Source organism: Rhodococcus sp. NKCM2511 (genome assembly GCF_014905595.1).
Taxonomy (GTDB): Bacteria; Actinomycetota; Actinomycetes; order Mycobacteriales; family Mycobacteriaceae; genus Rhodococcoides; species Rhodococcoides fascians.
In genome coordinates, this window is sequence record NZ_BNHJ02000005.1 from 1 (window position 1) to 16,978 (window position 16,978).

The window sequence follows — 16,978 nt, forward strand, 5'->3', positions numbered from 1 at the left end:
GCAAAAAAACTCAACTAGCATTTTAAAACAACACCCGACAACAACCACCACAAGCGGATGGCTGATACATCGAATGCTTTCACCAAATAAAATTCGGCACTGACATTCATCGACACACTGTTGAGTTCTCAAAGAACACGCACACACCATGGTCACCGTGTGAACGGCAACGTCCGGGGCTTACACGCTCGAACCCCAGACATGGCTGATAACCTCTGCCTTGTCTGGGTTGTTCAGGACGTACTCCGTACAACCTCGTTGTCCCGGTTTGTGAAGACCGGGTCGGTGTCCGTGTCGCTCTGACTCGACAAAAGTTACGCGAAGACCAACGCTTACGCAAATCGCCTGGTCAGATGTAATTTTCGTGTGAACATCTAGGTCGGGCGTGCAGTCAGACGACGGCGATGGCGTCTATCTCGACCAACATCTCCTCGCGCGGAAGCCCCGTGAACACGGTCGTGCGGCTCGGCAGCACGTCGCCTGTCGTGTTCGCCGAGACGAACTCGCCATAGGCGTCGTTCATGATCGAGAAGTCCTCACGCTTGGTCAGGTACACGCGCAGCATGACGACGTCGTCGAACGTCGCGCCGCCGGCTTCCACGATTGCCTTGACGTTCTCCAAGGTTCGAGTGGTCTGCGCGGCGACGTCACCTGGGAACAGGTATTCGCTCGTCGCCGGATCCACCGGGCCCTGACCCGAAACCTGCACGAACGGCCCTTTCCGCACCCCCTGGGAGAAGGTGTGTGCCGGGGCCGGGGCACCGGTGGTGCGGATTTCGATCTTTTCGCTCATGATTTTCCTTCCATCGAACTGTCGTTTGTCAGTGGGCGGTCATGTCGATCGGGCGGCCGCCAGCCCAGTCCTTCGGAAATTGCCGCTGCCGTGCCGCGCACTGCGGGCAGCGCAGCCAGTACCTGCTGATGGTCGAGCAACATGTCCGGTACCGACATGGACACCGCGGCCACCACGTCTCCGGTCCCGTTGCGCACCGCGCAGCCGATGCAATTGACGAAAGACTCGTGTTCTTCACGGTCCTCCGCAAAACCCTGCTGGTCCACAAGCTCGAGCTCGCGCAGGTACTGCTCCGGTGTGCTGATCGTGCGTTCCGTGAACGGCGTGTACGTGATGCGTCGAGCGATCTCTTCTCGTTCGGCGCGCGGGCGGCCTGCGACCAAAATCTTTCCCACCGCGGTGCAGTGCAGCGGTGCCGGCCGGCCGACGCGTGAGTACATCCGCACGCTCTGCTGTGCGTCGAACTTGTCGATGTAGATGACCTCCCCCGCCTCGTACGTGGCCAGGTGCACCGTCTGGCCCGTGTCGGAGTTCAGTGCAGCGAGATGCGGTCGCGCGACGGTGCGCACGTCTCGCTGCTCGAGCGCGTGATTTGCGAGCTCGAACAGCCTCGAACCGAGTTGGTACCGGTGATCTGCTCCATGGCTGACGAACCTGTCCGATTCCATGGTCCGAAGCAGTCGCAGCACCGTCGTCTTGTGTACACCGAGGACTGCGGCGAGTTCGTCGAGTGACTTCGATCCGTCCCCGAGCAAACCCAGGATCGTCAGCGCCCTCGACAAGCTCTGGCTCACAACGCCGCCTCGGTGTGCACCGCTGCCACGGCCGCGTAGTCGAGTGTCGCCCAAGCATTGTCGTCGATTCCGGCCAGTGCTGCCAGTTCGTCGTGCGGCAGGACTTTCGCTACATCACCGTGGCCGGTCAATGCGCCTGCGGCACAGAGATGTCCGAATCGCACACGCTGCGCCGCGCTGTATCCCATCAGCAACGCGGCCAGAAAGCCGCCGGCGAAAGCGTCACCTGCACCGATCTTTTCGACGACGTCGAGTGTCAATGCGGGGACGTCGACTCGCGCGACTCCCTCGAATGCCGTCACCGTGTGCGCATCGTTCTTGATCACCAGATGACGGGGCTCGGGAAACATCTCGCGTAGTTCCACTGGACTCGAGGTCCCGAACACCGAAGCGGCCTCGTCGGCACCCATCGACACGATGTCGCTACCGCGGACGTGCTCACCGAGGACGCGGGCCGCGTCGTCCGAACGCCCGGCCCACAAGGCCGGCCGATAGTTGAGATCGAAGCTGACAGTGGACGGGCCGGCCATCAGGCTTCGCGTCAATTGTTCCGCAGTGGGTGAGATGGCGACGGTGATGCCGGTGAAATGGACGATGTCGGCGCAGTCGATCGCCGCTCGTACCTCGTCGTGAATATCGTTGGGCGAGAGCGCAGTAGCAGCCGAAAGAGACCGGTAGTACGTCATCGCGCTGTCTCCCAGAGGCAGGTCGTGACGGTGATCGGACCCCGATCCGCGCTCCTTGATGTAGAGGCCCGTCGGCCGCCCGTTATCGACGATCACGCCCGACGTGTCCACACCGGCAGCGTCGAGTTCCGCGACCAGATATCGGCCGAACCCGTCGTCACCCACCCGCGAGACCCACGCAGCCTCGATTCCCAGTTGGACGAGGACACGAGCCACGTTGGCTTCCGCACCTCCAGCCGTGCGATGGAACGTCTCCGACCGTTCCAGTGGGCCAGGGTCCGCGACGAGGACAGCGAGGCCTTCGCCTACACACACCACCCGGGGGGCTGCCATGTCCGTCTCCTCGAACTCTTGCGGGAATGCATCGTTGGATGCAGACTACAAATGAAAGACACGATACGCAACCGTCGTTGCATATAGCGCAACGCAGAACTCGAGGAGACTGACGTGATCGACACTGCCGGAGTCGAGGCGCTGAGTCGACGACTCCTGGGGCCCGAACACAAATCGCTTCCAGCGAGATCGTGGGGACAGAGCGCCGAGAGCTTTCTGGCCACCGCGCCGCGGCTGTCGGAGTTCACCACCCCAGTAATCACCCTCGACAGGACACGCATCGCATCGAACGTCGATGTGATGGCGCAGTGGACCGAGAAGGCGGGCGTCCTCCTGGCACCCCACGGCAAAACGACCATGGCTCCCCAACTGTGGAAGCAGCAACTGGATGCGGGCTGCTGGGCCATCACCCTCGCTACCGGTTGGCAAGTTCAGGTGGCACGCGCATTCGGTGTCGAGAGAATCGTTCTCGCCAATGCCGAAGTCGATCCTGTCGCTCTGAACTGGGTTGCCGCCGAACTGGACTCGCATCCCGAGTTCGAGTTCTACTGCTGGGCGGACAGCGTCGCCACGGTGCGAGAGATGAACCGCATCCTTGCCGACCACGGCGATCGACCGGTGTCCGTCGTCGTCGAACTCGGCGGCGAGCACGGACGAACCGGCGCGCGAACGACCGAGGAGGCCGTCGCAGTAGGACGGGAGATCGCCGCGTCACCGCGTCTCGCACTGGCCGGTGTGGGCGGCTACGAGGGCGCCCTGAGCCACGACCGTTCCGAGGCCGGTCTCGCGGCAGTACGTACCTACCTCGACACTCTCGCCGCACTACATCGCACCTTCGATGCCGAAGGACTGTACGGCGATCACGCCATTGTGACCGCAGGCGGGAGCGCGTACCAGGATCTGGTGGTCGAACGCCTGCATTCTCTGACCTCGGGCAACGGCGTGCGCACCGACGTCGTGCTCCGATCCGGGGCCTATGTGGCGCACGACGACGGCTTCTATTCGCAGATCTCACCGCTGACTCCCGCCCGAACCGAGACGCCGTTGGTTTCTGCGATGCACGGATGGGCCCGAGTGGTGTCACGCCCCGAGCCCGGCCTCGCATTGCTGGACGCAGGTAAGCGCGACTTTCCTTTCGACGAAGGAATGCCCGTCCCGCAACGTGTTCGAGGTAATGATGTCCTGGATCAGGCCGCGGAGGTGACGGCACTCAACGACCAGCATGCTTTTCTTCGACTACCGGCAGACGACGCCGGCGCACTTCCGGTGGGGGCGGTGCTGCGGCTCGGCCTCTCGCACCCCTGCACTGCGTTCGACAAATGGCGTCTGATCCCCGTCGTGGACGACTCGGACAGCGACGACCCACTCGTGGTCGATCTGATACACACCTTTTTCTAGGAAGCAGAACTTGATGGCGGACACACTATTTCGCGGGTTCGACGTCATCGACGGCACCGGTTCCGCGCGGCTGCGTCGGGACGTTCTCGTCCGTGATGGCACCATTGCAGCACTCGTCGAGCCCGGAAGCCTTTCCAGTGCAGACAGAATCGTCGATGCAGCACCAGGTCACGTCCTGTCCCCCGGCTTCATCGACATGCATGCACACTCCGATCTGGGGTTGCTGACCGATCCTGGGCACTTCGCCAAGATCAGCCAGGGTGTCACCACCGAGGTGATCGGACAGGACGGCATCGCGTACGCGCCCATCGACGATGCGACGTTGGACGTCATCCGGCGACAGATCGCCGGGTGGAACGGCAATCCCGTCGATCTGGACTTCTCCTGGCGAACGGTTGCCGAGTATCTCGCCCGACTCGACCGAGGCATCACCCCGAACGCCGCATATCTGGTTCCGCAGGGAACGCTGCGCTACCTGGCCGTCGGTGCCGATCGACGTCCCGCAACGCCGTCCGAGATCACCCACATGCAGGAGTTGCTGGCGCAGGGCCTGCAGGACGGTGCCGTCGGAATGTCGAGCGGACTCACCTACACACCCGGAATGTATGCCGACACAAGCGAATTACGAGCACTGTGTGAGGTAGTGGCAGACTTCGGCGGGTTCTATGCCCCCCACACCCGGTCGTACGGCGCGGGTGCGCTCGACGCCTACCAGGAGATGCTCGATCTCTCCAGAGAAACCGGATGCGCCCTGCATCTGACCCACGCAACGATGAACTTCGGTGTCAATCGTGGTCGGGCACGTGAATTTCTCGATCTTGTCGACTCCGCGATCGCCGACGGCTGCGACGTCACGCTCGATACGTATCCGTACCTACCCGGGGCCACGACTCTGTCTGCGCTGCTGCCGAGTTGGGCGATGTCGGGTGGGCCGGACCGAGCGCTGGAACGACTCGACGATCCGGCCGAGCGTCGCCGCATAGCGCAGGACGTCGATGTCGACGGCTCGGACGGCTGCCACGGAGTCACCGTCGAGTGGGAGACGATTCAGCTCAGCGGAGTATCGAACCCGGAACTCGACCGGTACGTCGGTCGCACGATGGCCGACATCTCGGCGGACGAAGGGCTCGAGCCGGTCGACGTGTTCTTCGACTTTCTACGCCGCGACGCTCTGGCCACGACCATCCTGCAGCATGTCGGGCACGAGGAGAACGTTCGCGAGATCATGCAGCATCCGCGCCATATGGGCGGCAGTGACGCCATTCTCGTAGGCGAAAAGCCACATCCGCGTGCGTGGGGAACGTTCCCCCGCTATCTGGGCCACTACGTGCGGGACGAGCAACTGCTCTCACTAGAGGAGTGCATCAATCACCTCACGGGTCGTCCGGCTGCACGGTTACGACTGCGCAGGCGCGGCACGATCGCCGTGGGTCATGCTGCCGATCTCGTGGTGTTCGACCCGGACACCGTTCGAGACACCGCCACGTTCGAAGAGCCCAAACAGCAGGCCGAGGGAATCAGCCACGTGATGGTCAACGGCTCGTTCGCGATAGACGATTTTCTTCCCACCCACTCCTTGGCAGGCCATGCCCTGCGTATGGACTCAGCCAGAAAGCAGACGTCGTGAATGCACTGACGGCAATTCTCGAAGACCGCGCACTTGCCGTGGTGCGCGCGCCGCACATCTCGGATCCCGCCGCACTCGCACACGCCCTGGCCGGCGGCGGAATTCGCGCTGTGGAGCTCACGTTCACCACGCCGGGAGTCCTCGACCTCATCCGGGCCGCATCCGATGCGGGTGCCATCGTCGGGGCCGGAACGGTCCTCACAGCCGATCAAGCCCGGGCCGCCCTGGACTCGGGTGCCAGTTTCGTCGTGACACCGGGGCTGCGGTCAGACGTCGCCGCCGTGGTGACCGCCGCGCGCATACCGCTGATGATGGGGGCACTCACCCCGTCCGAGGTGATGACCGCGCTCGACCTCGGTGCAGACGCGGTGAAGATTTTCCCGGCGCGCACCGTCGGACCGGCCTATTTCAAGGATCTGCTCGGTCCGTTCCCGGATGCACGTCTGGTCCCGTCCGGCGGCGTCAACGCCGCAAATGCCGCACACTTTCTGGCAGCCGGAGCAGTGGCAGTAACTGCCGGCACGGATGTGGTGCCGCCGAATTCTGTTGCTACCGCTCAGTGGGACGACATCGCAGCACGAGCCCGGGCATTCGTCCACGCCATCGAAACCGCCAACGAGAAAGAACTGTCATGAATTCTGCCGTCGACTGGCTGAGAACCTCGACAACCGGCCTTCTGGTGCTGTGCGGCATAGCAATCGCCGTGTTGCTCGTCGTGATCATCAAGATCAAACTGGAACCGTTCGTCGCACTGCTCATCGTCGGACTCGGCCTGGCCCTGGCTGCCGGTCTTCCGGTCAATCAAATCGTCGGAACCGCGATCAAGAGCAACGAGTCGTTGCTCGAGACCGGCTTCGGCGGAATTCTCGGGCATATCGCCGTCATCATCGGCCTCGGCACCGTACTGGGGGCCATACTCGAAAAGTCCGGCGGCGCACAGGCGTTGACCGCCAAATTGCTCGGAATATTCGGTGAGCGCGGCGCACCCGTCGCGATGGGCCTGCTCGGATTGATCTTCGGTATCCCGGTGTTCTTCGACATCGGCATCTTCGTGCTCGCCCCGCTGGTGTACGTCGCTGCGCGCCAGGGCGGAAAGTCGCTGGTGCTGTACGCGTTGCCGATGCTCGCCGGTTTGTCGATGACGCACGCATTCTTGCCGCCGCACCCCGGGCCGGTGGCACTCGGTGGACTGCTCGAGGTCAATCTCGGTTGGCTGATCCTGTTCGGCTTCATCTGTGGCATACCAGGATTCATCGCTGCGGGCCTGGTGTGGGGAAACTGGATCGGCAAGCGGATCATTGTCGAGGTTCCGGACGACTTCATCAACGACGGGGACGACTCGCCCCGCGACTCGAACGGTGGCGCCGGTGCCGTCACCACCGCACGACCGGTGGTCACGACGCCTCCCTCGGTGGGCACCATCGGCGCGATCATCGCAGTGCCGCTGGTCCTCATCCTCGGTGCCACCTTCGGCAGCATCCTCCTCGACCCGGGCAATCTGCTCGAAGTGCTGACATTCTTCGGCACTCCGGCCGTCGCGCTGCTCATTGCCGTGCTGATCGCGTTCTACGTTCTGGGTATACGCCGCGGGTCCACCGTTCAGCAGCTGAGCAAGCTCACAGGTGAGTCGCTGCGCCCGGTGGGCATGCTGTTGCTCGTCGTCGGCGCGGGTGCTTTCTTCGGAAAGGTCATCTCTGCCACAGGGATCGGCACTGCACTGGCCGACACCATGGCAGCAGCAGGTCTACCGATCATCGTCCTGGCGTACATCATCAGTTGTGCACTGCGTGTCGCACAGGGTTCGGCCACCGTCGCGATCGTCACCACCGGTGGCATCGTGGGCCCACTCGTCGCAGCGCAGGACTACTCGGCCCCCGCCGTCGCATTGATCGCCATGTCCATCGCAGCGGGCTCGATCATCGCGAGCCACGTCAACGACGGAGGCTTCTGGATCATCTCGAAGTTCTTCAACCTCACCGTCAAGCAGACGCTACAGACGTGGACCGTCCTCGAGACGATTCTGTCCGTGGTCAGCTTCGCGGTTGCCGGCATTCTCTTCGCGATCATCGCCTAGCCCGACGGCGCGGTCGGGTGCCGATGTCGGCACCTGATCGCGCCACTGGGAGTGCACCTGATCACCGACGAAGTGCGTGTTCTCTGCCGACATCTCCCGGCTCCCCGACCGTCCGACGAGATCGTCTATTCGATCGTCCAGGCTGTGGGCGCGAGCCATGGCGTCCGACGTACGTGCTTCACCCTCCGAAGATTCGACCAGATCGGCCAAACGAACCAACGCAGCCACTCGTCCCGTCAATTGGGTCCATACGACTTCCAGTGCGCGGCGACGTGATTCGACCTGTTCCGCCGTGTCCTCGTCGACCATCGTCCGACCTATACGGATCAACTCGTCCCCCACCGAGCGCAAAGACGTTGCATCGACCGAGATTTCGGCGAGCTCGACGAACAGATCGACCTGGCTTCGCTGAAACTCGAAGTACGTCGACTGCCACGCCGGCGAGCGATGTATGCGATCGAACGAGGTGCCCGCGAGAAACAGCAGCGTGTCGTAGCGGTCCGAGAATCGGTCGTCTTTGCGATCGATCAACTGATCGACCACCCCGGCTGCCCACTGCACCCGTTTGTCGATGGGCGTTCTACGTGCAAGCGTGCTGACTCGATCCTTTGCGGCGTCCGCCAACGTCAGACCTCGCTCGGCGAGCACCCCGTACTTGAGGGGTGCGGGCGTGTGCATCAATGCATCGAAGACCGCGTCGCGCTGTTCCAGGTCGAGATGAATACCTTCGCGACGTTCCTTGCGTGCCGCGCGGACGCCGTTGGCGTAGTGCCGGTTCGACATCACCACCGTGGTTCGCAGATGCTCGATCCGCTTGTTCGACTCCGCGACTCGCAACTTGTAGACCAAGGCCGCGCCGGGCTTACCCGACGAATCCTTGGCACGCCATCGATCTCGCTCGTCCACCAACTGCCGCAAGGTTCCGAATCCCCCGACCGACGGGAGAGAACGCCCCGCACGCCACCGAGCGATGAGCACCGTTCTGGTTGCTCCGTCGACCCTGCCCGCCGCGACGGCCGTTGCGGCGGCGTCGGACAAGGGCTCGGAATGGCCGGGTAGCCGACAGTCGGCACAGAGGCGATGCACCCGGTCATCGAATCGAGCGCGCTGCTGTGCCGAATCGCCTGCATCGAACTGAGACATCATTTCTCCTCGGTCGCACCGCGGTCCGGCGTGCTCGCCGTCGAGTGTTCCAGAAAGTTCAGATCAACCCCTTCAGGGTTTCTTCCGTGTGAGGCTTCTTCTCGGCCAGCAAGGTGCGCGCCTCGTCCAGCCCCTCCCAGACATTCCACATCAGTACCCCGCGCACGACGGCATCGTCGTCGAGGTAGTAGACGACGCCTTCTTTGCCGATCGTCTTCCAGTCCTCCACCGTGTTCATCGACGTTGCCACCGTTCCGATTGCCTGGTAGCCGTCGTCGTACACGTCGGAGTAGAAGTACGGAGTGTAGGTGTAGGCCGCGCCGGCACCTGCCATGTTGCGGCCCGCCGCTTTGCCCATCTCGGTGGCGTTGTCCACGTGCTCGATGCGTCGGCGACCGAGGATGGCGTCCGGATAGTTGGCCACGTCGCCGGCCGCGTAGATGTGCTCGTCCGCGGTGCGCAGGAACTCGTCGACGACGATGCCGTTGTCCACCTCGAGACCTGCCGCCTCGGCCAGGTCTGTGCTGGGCCGGACACCGAGGCCGAACACGACCCCATCTGCTTCGACCGCGGACCCGTCGTCCAATTGCAGTTGAACACGAGCCGAAGCCTCCGCACCCGACGTGACCTTGGTTCCTCGGCGCACGGTGACCCCGTGATCGGAGAACCCTTTGTCGAACCCGGCGGCCAGCGAGCGGGGGAACATGTGGCTGCCCACGACGTCGTCGGACGTGACGAGGGTGACTTTGACACCCTGCTGAGACAGCGCTGCTGCGATTTCCGTTCCGATGTAGCCGCCGCCCACCACCGCTATGTGCTCCGCGGTCTCGGTCAGTTCCCGCAACATCCGGTAATCGGCGAAGGTGCGGAAGTAGATCACTCGCGGACTGGGCGACAGGTCGATCTGCGTGGGCGCTGCGCCGGTTGCGAACAAGAGCGTTCCGTACTCGTGGTTCTCGCCGGCCGCTGTCGTGACCGCCTGCTTCGACCGGTCAACCGACGCGATACGCGTACCCGTATGGACCTCGGCACCGGTGTCCGAGGCGGTGCCGAGCGGAACCTGATCACGGCCGAAATCGCTGTCGGTCCACAACTTCTTCGACAACGCGGGGCGCGTGTACGGCTCGTCGGAATCGGCTCCGAAGATCCCGATGGAACCCGTTGCGTCGTGTTCACGAATCCCACGAGCAGCACTGTCGGCAACCATTCCGCCGCCGATGATCAGGTAGTCGTATCGCATCGCTCACTCCTTGCACGTGGGGGTATCGACGACCTGGCTACCCGGAACGGCGTGAGCGCAACCACTCCGACGCCTCGGTTCGGAAGGCCGGAGAAAATCGAACCGAACGAACTGTATGCAGCATCACACCCCGTAAAGGTTGGCCCAGGCCCGTCCAGTGGGCATCTTGGTTTGCGAGACGAAACATCGCGTTCACACATTTTGGGTTGTAACGGTTCGGCTCGGACGAACGACTCACACCTCAGGACGCGAACAAAAGGAGACGATGTGACTGTTCAGATCGATTCGCTCGCAGCCGGCACCAGCAATGCCGACAACGCGATCGCAGACGTCGACCAACTCTTCGACGAAGTTTCAACGCTGGACGCCAACATCCTCGACGCCATCGAGCGCCGCACCCGCTTGGCGCGCACCCTCGCTGCCGTGACGCCCGACGCCACCGTGTCGGACACCACAGCAGACCCCTACGCCGATCTCGGCAACGACGGCCGAGTTTTCTCGCGGATGCTTTCCCGCCTCGCGCAGATCACTCGGTAACGTCCTTCCCCCTTTATTTCGCAGTCCGCGGCCCCGTCGAGCACGTCTCGGCGGGGCCGCGTCGTGTCTGGGCAAGGCACCGGTGAATTTGTCGACGGACCGTTGTCTGTACCGGCACGACCGTTGTTCGACGGTCGTGCCGGTACCCGACGAATAGGTGTCATCCATGTCCCGTTTGCTGTTCGCCAATATGCCCGTCCGCGATGTCGTGGCCACCCGCGCATTCTTCGAGGGTCTCGGGTTCGAGTTCAACGACATTTTCAGCGACGAGAACACCGCCTCGATGATAGTCAGCGACCAGGCCACGGTGATGTTTCTGGCCACATCGAGGTTCGGGGATTTCATCTCCGATTCGATCTGCGACACGACGTCGGCTCGTGAGGTACTGATGTGTATTTCGGCCGACAGCCGCGCCGAGGTCGACTCACTCACGGACGCGGCCATCGCCGCGGGTGGATCGAAGTGGATGGAACCGCAGGATCATGGGTTCATGTACGGCCGAGCATTCCGTGATCTGGACGATCACGTGTGGGAAGTGATGTGGATGGACCCCTCGGCCGTTCCGACGAGCTGATGTCGCTCAGAGGCGGTCGGGCAGTCCGAATCGATCGAACAGCGACAGATCGAAGAAGCAGGCGACATGCCCGACGCCTCGAGCGTCGACGTCGAGAACGTGTAGTTGGAACGGTCGATGTATTCCGTCCTCGCCCACCATGTAGAGCCCGTACGCAGGTTGACCGTTCGCTGATGTCGCCACCATCCGCATGTCGCCCGCTCCCTGTGCGGGGCAATTGTTTCGGATGAGAGATCCGATCGTCTCGGCTCCCTGATACCAGCCGACGAACGGGGGCATCTCCCACACAGCGTCCGAGGTGAAGAGTGTGACCAGCCGGTCGATGTCGTAACGCTCGAAGCACTCCACGTATTGGGCCAGGAGCTGGCGCAGTTCGGCAGATTCGATGGGTTCCACGTTGTCCAGTTCCGGAGCGATCTCTTCGAGTCGCTCGCGGGCCCGCTGCAGGAGGCTGTTGACCGCAGTGGTCGTCGTGGCGAGAACCTCGGCGACCTCGGAGGCCTTCCACTGCAACACCTCGCGCATCAACAGCACTGCGCGTTGTCTCGACGACAGATGCTGCAGCGACGCGACGAACGCGAGGCGAACCGACTCCCTCCCCACCACCAACGTGGCCGGGTCGTTCGAGTCGGCCAGATCCGAGTCGGCAATCGGTTCGAGCCACGGCACCTCGTTGTTCTGCACGAGTTCGTCGGTCGGGCCCGAACTCGGCGCGCCGAGTCCGGTAGGAAGCGGACGCTTTGCTCGCCCCTCGAGGGCGGTGAGGCACGTGTTCGTTGCGATTCGATACAGCCAGGTGCGCAGCGACGATCGGCCCTCGTACTTGGCGTACCCCCGCCAGGCGCGGATGTAGGTCTCCTGGAGCATGTCCTCGGCGTCGTGGATGGACCCGGTCATGCGGTAACAGTGCGCCAACAGCTCGCGACGGAACGGATCGAACTGCGCGACGAAGTCGTCGTTCTGCACAGATGCCACGGTCATGCGGAAGAGCTTAAACCGGGTTCGGTCGCATCGACGGCCGATCGCGCGCCACCGCCGGGATTGGTCGGGCCTCTGGGTTAACCTCGGCTCGTGACATCGCTCAGCAGCATCGACGACTTGGTAGAAGAGCTGTATCTGCATCGTCGTCGCGCGTGGGAAGCCGCACTCGTCACCGCACAGAATTTTCTCGAAACCATCGCCGACGAGATACTCGAAGATGTCGACCGAGACAGACTCAATGCCCAGGCCGCGCGGATCAAGGACCCTGGCAGATCTGCCGACAAACTCCGTCGCTATCTGTCCGAGGGACGCATCAGCGAACCGCACGACGCCGACGCCGTGGCCGACGCACTGCCCGATCTGGTCGGCATCAAGGTGCTGTGCAAGACCCCACGGGACCAGCTCTCGTTCGTCACCGCACTCGAGCGCGCGTGTACCGATCCGAAATGCTCGGTGCGGTTCGCGCAGCCTCCCACCGACTACGTCTCGTTTCCCAAGCCGAGCGGATACCGGGCATATCACGCTGTGCTTGTCGTACGAGTGGCCACTCATCAGGGCGACCTCGACGTGAAGGTGGAGGTTCAGGTCAAGACTCGGCTGCAGGACGCGTGGGGCGAGCTGACCCATGAGGACATGTACAAGCCCGGTGAAGCACTCAAACCGACCAAGAAGCACACGGATTACGCCGCGCACATGGCGCACCTGCTCGATCAGGTCGACGCCATGGCCGACGATCTCGCCGCGCAGCTCGACTCGCTGACCGCCGCCTCGAAGGACGGCAGCGTGGTGGCACCCGACCCGATCCCCAAGGACCCCGACTTCATCCGGGCACGCGTCACGCGCACCGGCCCTCGCTACGCCCTGGCCGTCGGTCCGGACGGGCGCCGTGGGCTCGTCCCCGCACGGTCGGTCAAAGCCGTGATCGGCTCGACCGATCGCATCGCAGTCAACGATTACCTCGAGGTGGGCGACTACATCGACGTCGTCGTGGAGGACTCCGAGGACGCGCTGTACTACCACCTGACCTCGCAGCCGCCGCGGCGCACGCAAGGAAAGAAACGCAAGCGCTGACCGGCGTTTCTCAGGAAGATCTCACGTCGGTCCGGTAGACATGCCATCTCGTGACCACTACCGAGAAATCCCAGGTCGTCACCGACGGCGATAGCGTCGCCGCAACTACGACCGGCACACGTGTCATCGGCCGTCTGCGCAGGAGACTCCGGTCTCCCGATGTGATGGTCCCGACCGTCGCGTTCGTGCTCCTTGCATCGCTGTACTCGACGATGTCCGTTCTCGGCCACCGTCAACTGCGCACATCGGGCTTCGACCTCGGTATTTTCGTGCAGCAGGTGGCGTCGTACTCGCAGTTCCGGGCTCCGACCTCCGATCTGCTGGGCACCGGCTACAACACTCTCGGCGATCACTTCTCGCCGATCACGGCCCTGCTCGGCCCGGTGTATCGCGTCTTCCCTCATGCCGAAACGCTGCTCATCGCTCAGGCGGTTCTGTTCGCGCTCGCGGTGATTCCGATCAGCCGATTGGCGGTGCAGAAATTCGGCACTGTCGTCGGAACAGTGATTGCCGGCGCGTTCGGCCTGTCGTGGGGCGTACAAGCCGCGCTGAACTTCGACTTCCACGAAGTGGCCTTCGCGATGCCGTTATTGGCGATGTCCCTGGTGGCTCTCGTTCGCGAACGCTGGGTGCCCGCTCTGACATGGGCTCTTCCGCTGGTGTTCGTCAAAGAGGACATGGGTTTGACCGTCGTCGTCATCGGCGCGCTGGTTGCCCTATTCACCACCGGCCGTCCGCGCATCCTGGGAGCGATGACCGCGGTGTGGGGGCTGACCTGGGTGATAGTGGCCGTCAAGGTGATCGTTCCCGCGCTGAGCTCCGACGACTCGTACGGCCAGGGCTCGAAATTGCCGCCCATCGGCGAAGGGATCGCCGATACCGCGCACGGGCTGGTTGCCGGAGACTCCCGGGCCGCAACGGCGTTTCTGCTGCTTGCCGTCACGGGGTTCTTCGCGCTGCGCTCTCCACTCCTGCTGGTCGCGGTACCGACGGTTGCCTGGCGTTTCCTCAGCGACAACACCAACTTCTGGAAACCGATCTATCACTACAACGCCATTCTGATGGTGATCGTCTTCGTCGCCCTGATCGACGCCTTGGCACGCAGCGAGCGCCACGCCCAGCTGACCGAACGAGGTCGACGAGCGATCGTCGCCTTCGTCGCTGCGTTCGCACTGGTGGCGCTACCGTTCCTGCCCATGTCGCGGATGGTGCACGCCGAGGAGTGGCGTGTCGATCCACAAGCAGCCACTGCCCGCGACATCTCGGCCTGGATCCCCGCCGGTGACCGCGTTGCGGCGTCGAACAACCTCGTGGCACAACTCGTCGCCGACCACGACGTCTCGGTGTTTCCGCAGCGACCGACCGACTCGACCGTCCCGGACTGGATCGTCGTCAACCGAGAACGCCCCGCGGGTTGGCCGACCGACGAACGCGGCGATCGGCAGGCGATCGACCGGGCACTGACCACTGGATACGACGTCGTCTACTCCGTGGACGGTATCGAGGTGCTGCACCGCAACTGAGCGGTCCCTACTAAGGTTTCGATCAGTTCGGGCATTTCGATACCGCGGGGTTCTCGAACTCTCGACATTCGACCGATCACGACAGCTACGGCAAGGCAGGTACAGGACATCGACGCTCGAACCGGCGACCTCGGCACCACCCGAACAGCATCGAAGCGGTCACCGTGGAATCGGAAGAATCCGTACCGCGCGCAGGTGTCGAGCAACCGATTGCTGTCCGGTCCCACCTCTGCGAAAGAAGTACGACACTTCTCGATCGACCTCGGTGACAGCGGAATCACCTACGAGGCGGGAGACGGATTCGGCGTCAAACCCGTCAACGACGCAGCACTGGTCTCGGCCGTCATCGACCGTCTCGGTGTCCCCGCAGACACGGCCGTCCACACCAAGTCCGGAGAAATCAGCCTCGCCCAGGCACTGACCACCGAATACGAAATCGGCATACCGTCGATGGACCTGATAGAAGCCATCGCCGAGCGGGCCGGTGATGCCGAACTCGACCACGTGCTGCAGAACGGCGACCGGGCGTCGTTCGACGCGTGGACATGGGGACGCGACGTCGTCGACGTTCTCGACCTCGATCGGTCGGGTGCTCTCGACCCCGCTGAATTCCTGGGCCTGCTCCGTCCCCTGCAGCACCGCGTCTATTCGATCTCGTCGTCGCCGACAGCGCACGAGGGAAGCGTTCACCTCACCGTGTCGACCGTGAGATACCGATCGGCCGAGCGAGATCGCGGCGGGGTGTGCTCGACGTACTTGGCAGATCGTGTCGGCGACGCGCAGGAAGCGGGAGTGTTTCTCTCGGCCAACAAGTCGTTCCGACTTCCTTCCGACGACACTCCGATCATCATGATCGGTCCGGGCACCGGAGTAGCACCGTTCCGTGCGTTTCTGCAGGAACGTCGGGCTCGCGGTGCGTCGGGCCGAAACTGGCTGTTCTTCGGGGACCAACATCGAGCGAGCGACTTCCTTTACGAGGACGAACTCACGGACTTCGAGCGTGACGGTCTGTTGACCAGGCTGGATCTGGCGTTCTCGCGCGACCAGTTCGAGAAGATCTATGTACAGCACCGCATGCGCGAGGCTGGAAAACAGCTGTACGGCTGGCTCGAAGAAGGCGCACAGATCTACGTCTGCGGAGACGCGTCACGCATGGCGCAGGGAGTCGACGAGGCACTCCACGAGGTCGTCGCCGAACACGGTGGGCGCTCCTCCGACGCCGCGGAGGACTACGTGAACGACCTCAAGCGCGCCAAGCGCTATCTGCGCGACGTCTACTGACGGGCCGTTCTTGTCGGACCCCCTCGCTACCGTCACGGGCACAGCAATGAAGTTCTCGTCCGAGTAGAGGGTGTGCACCGTGAACGCAGTGCAGAACGACCATTTCGACTCCACCACCGCGCGTGCATGGGGCACGTTCACCGAGAATCTGCACGCGCACCTGCGGTCGCTGCCGATGCGGGACTACATCACTGTCATGGCCGCGCAAGCCAGCCCGGGCGAGCGCGGGCTCCGGCCGTACATCGACATCGCAGCAACTCGAGACGGGGCCCTGGTGTCGATCGCGTCGCTGCCCTCGCTGCTGTATCCAGAGGCACCCGAGTCGGTCACCCTCGACGTTCAATTGCTCGACTTCGGGTGGCTGGACCGAGGCAAGCCCGTCGCAGACGGGTCGGTCATCGATCTCACGCGAACGGATTCGAGGGCCGACGCTGCTCTCGTCGCCGAAATGGTGACCCGGGCGTTCCGCGAGCTGTGGAACGTTCCCCATCCGTCGTTTCTCAGCGTGTGGGGCGTCGCCGCAGACGGAGCCGCCTCGGGGCCGATCGACCTCCAGCGCGGAATCGTCGGCGTCCGGTCCAGCACTGCCGGGGACAGCCGTGTCGACTCGACACCGACCGATCCCCCGTTCGACATCACCGACGTTCCCGACGAACTGCGATCACTGCACACTCTGTGCCAATTGACCGGTCGCAAACTCGACGCGCAAACAGTGCACTCGGTGTGCGTGGGGGCGGACATCGACGAACTCGGTGTACGCGCGCTCGCCCTGCATCGCTCGGCTGCCGCACACTCGGACCGCAGCGCAGCCGAGGGAACAGGCACCTCGATCGCGGTGTGGACGGGACTGGCCCGAACCTGGCTGTTGGTTGCCCGCAGTATCGCAGCTGCGGCCGGATCGGACCAGCACGCCTGTCGCTGAA

The 16,978-nt window shown here is 63.4% G+C and carries 15 protein-coding genes and 1 pseudogene; 10 read left to right on the forward strand and 6 right to left on the reverse strand.

The window, feature by feature from the left end:
- Window positions 1-391: 391 nt before the first annotated feature.
- From JLZ96_RS23485 to JLZ96_RS23495, 3 genes are read right to left on the reverse strand one after another with little or no spacing between them, the layout of a single operon-like run.
- The gene (locus tag JLZ96_RS23485) at window positions 392-793 is read right to left on the reverse strand and encodes a RidA family protein (RefSeq protein ID WP_032384918.1); all 402 of its coding nucleotides are present in this window, start codon (window positions 791-793) and stop codon (window positions 392-394) included.
- Complete coding sequence (locus JLZ96_RS23490) at window positions 790-1,587, reverse strand: IclR family transcriptional regulator (protein ID WP_052068672.1); 798 nt, start codon at window positions 1,585-1,587, stop codon at window positions 790-792. The genes JLZ96_RS23485 and JLZ96_RS23490 overlap by 4 nt, the downstream gene beginning before the upstream one ends.
- Window positions 1,584-2,606 (reverse strand): sugar kinase, encoded by a 1,023-nt coding sequence (locus tag JLZ96_RS23495; RefSeq protein WP_201011401.1) that lies wholly within the window; start codon window positions 2,604-2,606, stop codon window positions 1,584-1,586. The genes JLZ96_RS23490 and JLZ96_RS23495 overlap by 4 nt, the downstream gene beginning before the upstream one ends.
- 114 nt (window positions 2,607-2,720) lie before the next feature.
- Between JLZ96_RS23495 and JLZ96_RS23500 the strand changes: the two genes are divergently transcribed.
- Genes JLZ96_RS23500 through JLZ96_RS23515 form a run of 4 tightly spaced genes read left to right on the forward strand, consistent with a single transcriptional unit; the run spans window position 2,721 to window position 7,705 of the window.
- Window positions 2,721-4,004, forward strand: a complete 1,284-nt coding sequence (locus tag JLZ96_RS23500) for an alanine racemase (RefSeq protein WP_201011402.1) — start codon at window positions 2,721-2,723, stop codon at window positions 4,002-4,004.
- Window positions 4,005-4,017: 13 nt separating this feature from the next.
- On the forward strand, window positions 4,018-5,631 hold the full coding sequence (locus tag JLZ96_RS23505; protein WP_032364409.1) for an amidohydrolase family protein: 1,614 nt from the start codon (window positions 4,018-4,020) through the stop codon (window positions 5,629-5,631).
- Window positions 5,628-6,266 carry a bifunctional 4-hydroxy-2-oxoglutarate aldolase/2-dehydro-3-deoxy-phosphogluconate aldolase gene (locus tag JLZ96_RS23510; RefSeq protein WP_027497688.1) on the forward strand — a complete coding sequence of 213 codons (639 nt, stop codon included), beginning with the start codon at window positions 5,628-5,630 and terminating at the stop codon, window positions 6,264-6,266. Before JLZ96_RS23505 ends, JLZ96_RS23510 begins: the two co-directional genes overlap by 4 nt.
- The gene (locus JLZ96_RS23515) at window positions 6,263-7,705 is read left to right on the forward strand and encodes a GntP family permease (RefSeq protein WP_201011403.1); all 1,443 of its coding nucleotides are present in this window, start codon (window positions 6,263-6,265) and stop codon (window positions 7,703-7,705) included. Before JLZ96_RS23510 ends, JLZ96_RS23515 begins: the two co-directional genes overlap by 4 nt.
- On the opposite strand, the gene JLZ96_RS23520 is transcribed toward JLZ96_RS23515, so the two are convergent.
- Entirely contained in the window at window positions 7,622-8,848 is a 1,227-nt protein-coding gene (locus JLZ96_RS23520) for a hypothetical protein (protein WP_201011404.1), read from the reverse strand. The two genes, JLZ96_RS23515 and JLZ96_RS23520, sit on opposite strands and share 84 nt — an antisense overlap.
- 58 nt (window positions 8,849-8,906) lie before the next feature.
- The gene (locus JLZ96_RS23525) at window positions 8,907-10,088 is read right to left on the reverse strand and encodes an NAD(P)/FAD-dependent oxidoreductase (protein ID WP_201011405.1); all 1,182 of its coding nucleotides are present in this window, start codon (window positions 10,086-10,088) and stop codon (window positions 8,907-8,909) included.
- Window positions 10,089-10,355: 267 nt separating this feature from the next.
- On the opposite strand from JLZ96_RS23525, the gene JLZ96_RS23530 reads away from it, so the two are divergent.
- On the forward strand, window positions 10,356-10,625 hold the full coding sequence (locus tag JLZ96_RS23530; protein ID WP_032364406.1) for a hypothetical protein: 270 nt from the start codon (window positions 10,356-10,358) through the stop codon (window positions 10,623-10,625).
- 166 nt (window positions 10,626-10,791) lie between these two features.
- Window positions 10,792-11,199 carry a VOC family protein gene (locus JLZ96_RS23535; protein WP_032372903.1) on the forward strand — a complete coding sequence of 136 codons (408 nt, stop codon included), beginning with the start codon at window positions 10,792-10,794 and terminating at the stop codon, window positions 11,197-11,199.
- A gap of 6 nt (window positions 11,200-11,205) precedes the next feature.
- On the opposite strand, the gene JLZ96_RS23540 is transcribed toward JLZ96_RS23535, so the two are convergent.
- Complete coding sequence (locus JLZ96_RS23540) at window positions 11,206-12,180, reverse strand: sigma-70 family RNA polymerase sigma factor (protein ID WP_027497693.1); 975 nt, start codon at window positions 12,178-12,180, stop codon at window positions 11,206-11,208.
- A gap of 90 nt (window positions 12,181-12,270) precedes the next feature.
- Between JLZ96_RS23540 and JLZ96_RS23545 the strand changes: the two genes are divergently transcribed.
- From JLZ96_RS23545 to JLZ96_RS23560, 4 genes and pseudogenes are all read left to right on the forward strand, one after another.
- A complete protein-coding gene (locus JLZ96_RS23545) occupies window positions 12,271-13,251 on the forward strand; it encodes a GTP pyrophosphokinase family protein (RefSeq protein ID WP_201011406.1) in 981 nt (326 codons plus the stop codon).
- Between the two features lie 50 nt (window positions 13,252-13,301).
- The gene (locus JLZ96_RS23550; protein ID WP_201011407.1) at window positions 13,302-14,774 is read left to right on the forward strand and encodes a DUF2079 domain-containing protein; all 1,473 of its coding nucleotides are present in this window, start codon (window positions 13,302-13,304) and stop codon (window positions 14,772-14,774) included.
- A gap of 111 nt (window positions 14,775-14,885) precedes the next feature.
- Window positions 14,886-16,055: pseudogene (locus JLZ96_RS23555) on the forward strand (sulfite reductase subunit alpha); the annotation flags it as partial.
- 79 nt (window positions 16,056-16,134) lie between these two features.
- The gene (locus tag JLZ96_RS23560; RefSeq protein ID WP_201011408.1) at window positions 16,135-16,977 is read left to right on the forward strand and encodes a hypothetical protein; all 843 of its coding nucleotides are present in this window, start codon (window positions 16,135-16,137) and stop codon (window positions 16,975-16,977) included.
- The last annotated feature ends 1 nt before the right edge of the window (window position 16,978 follow it).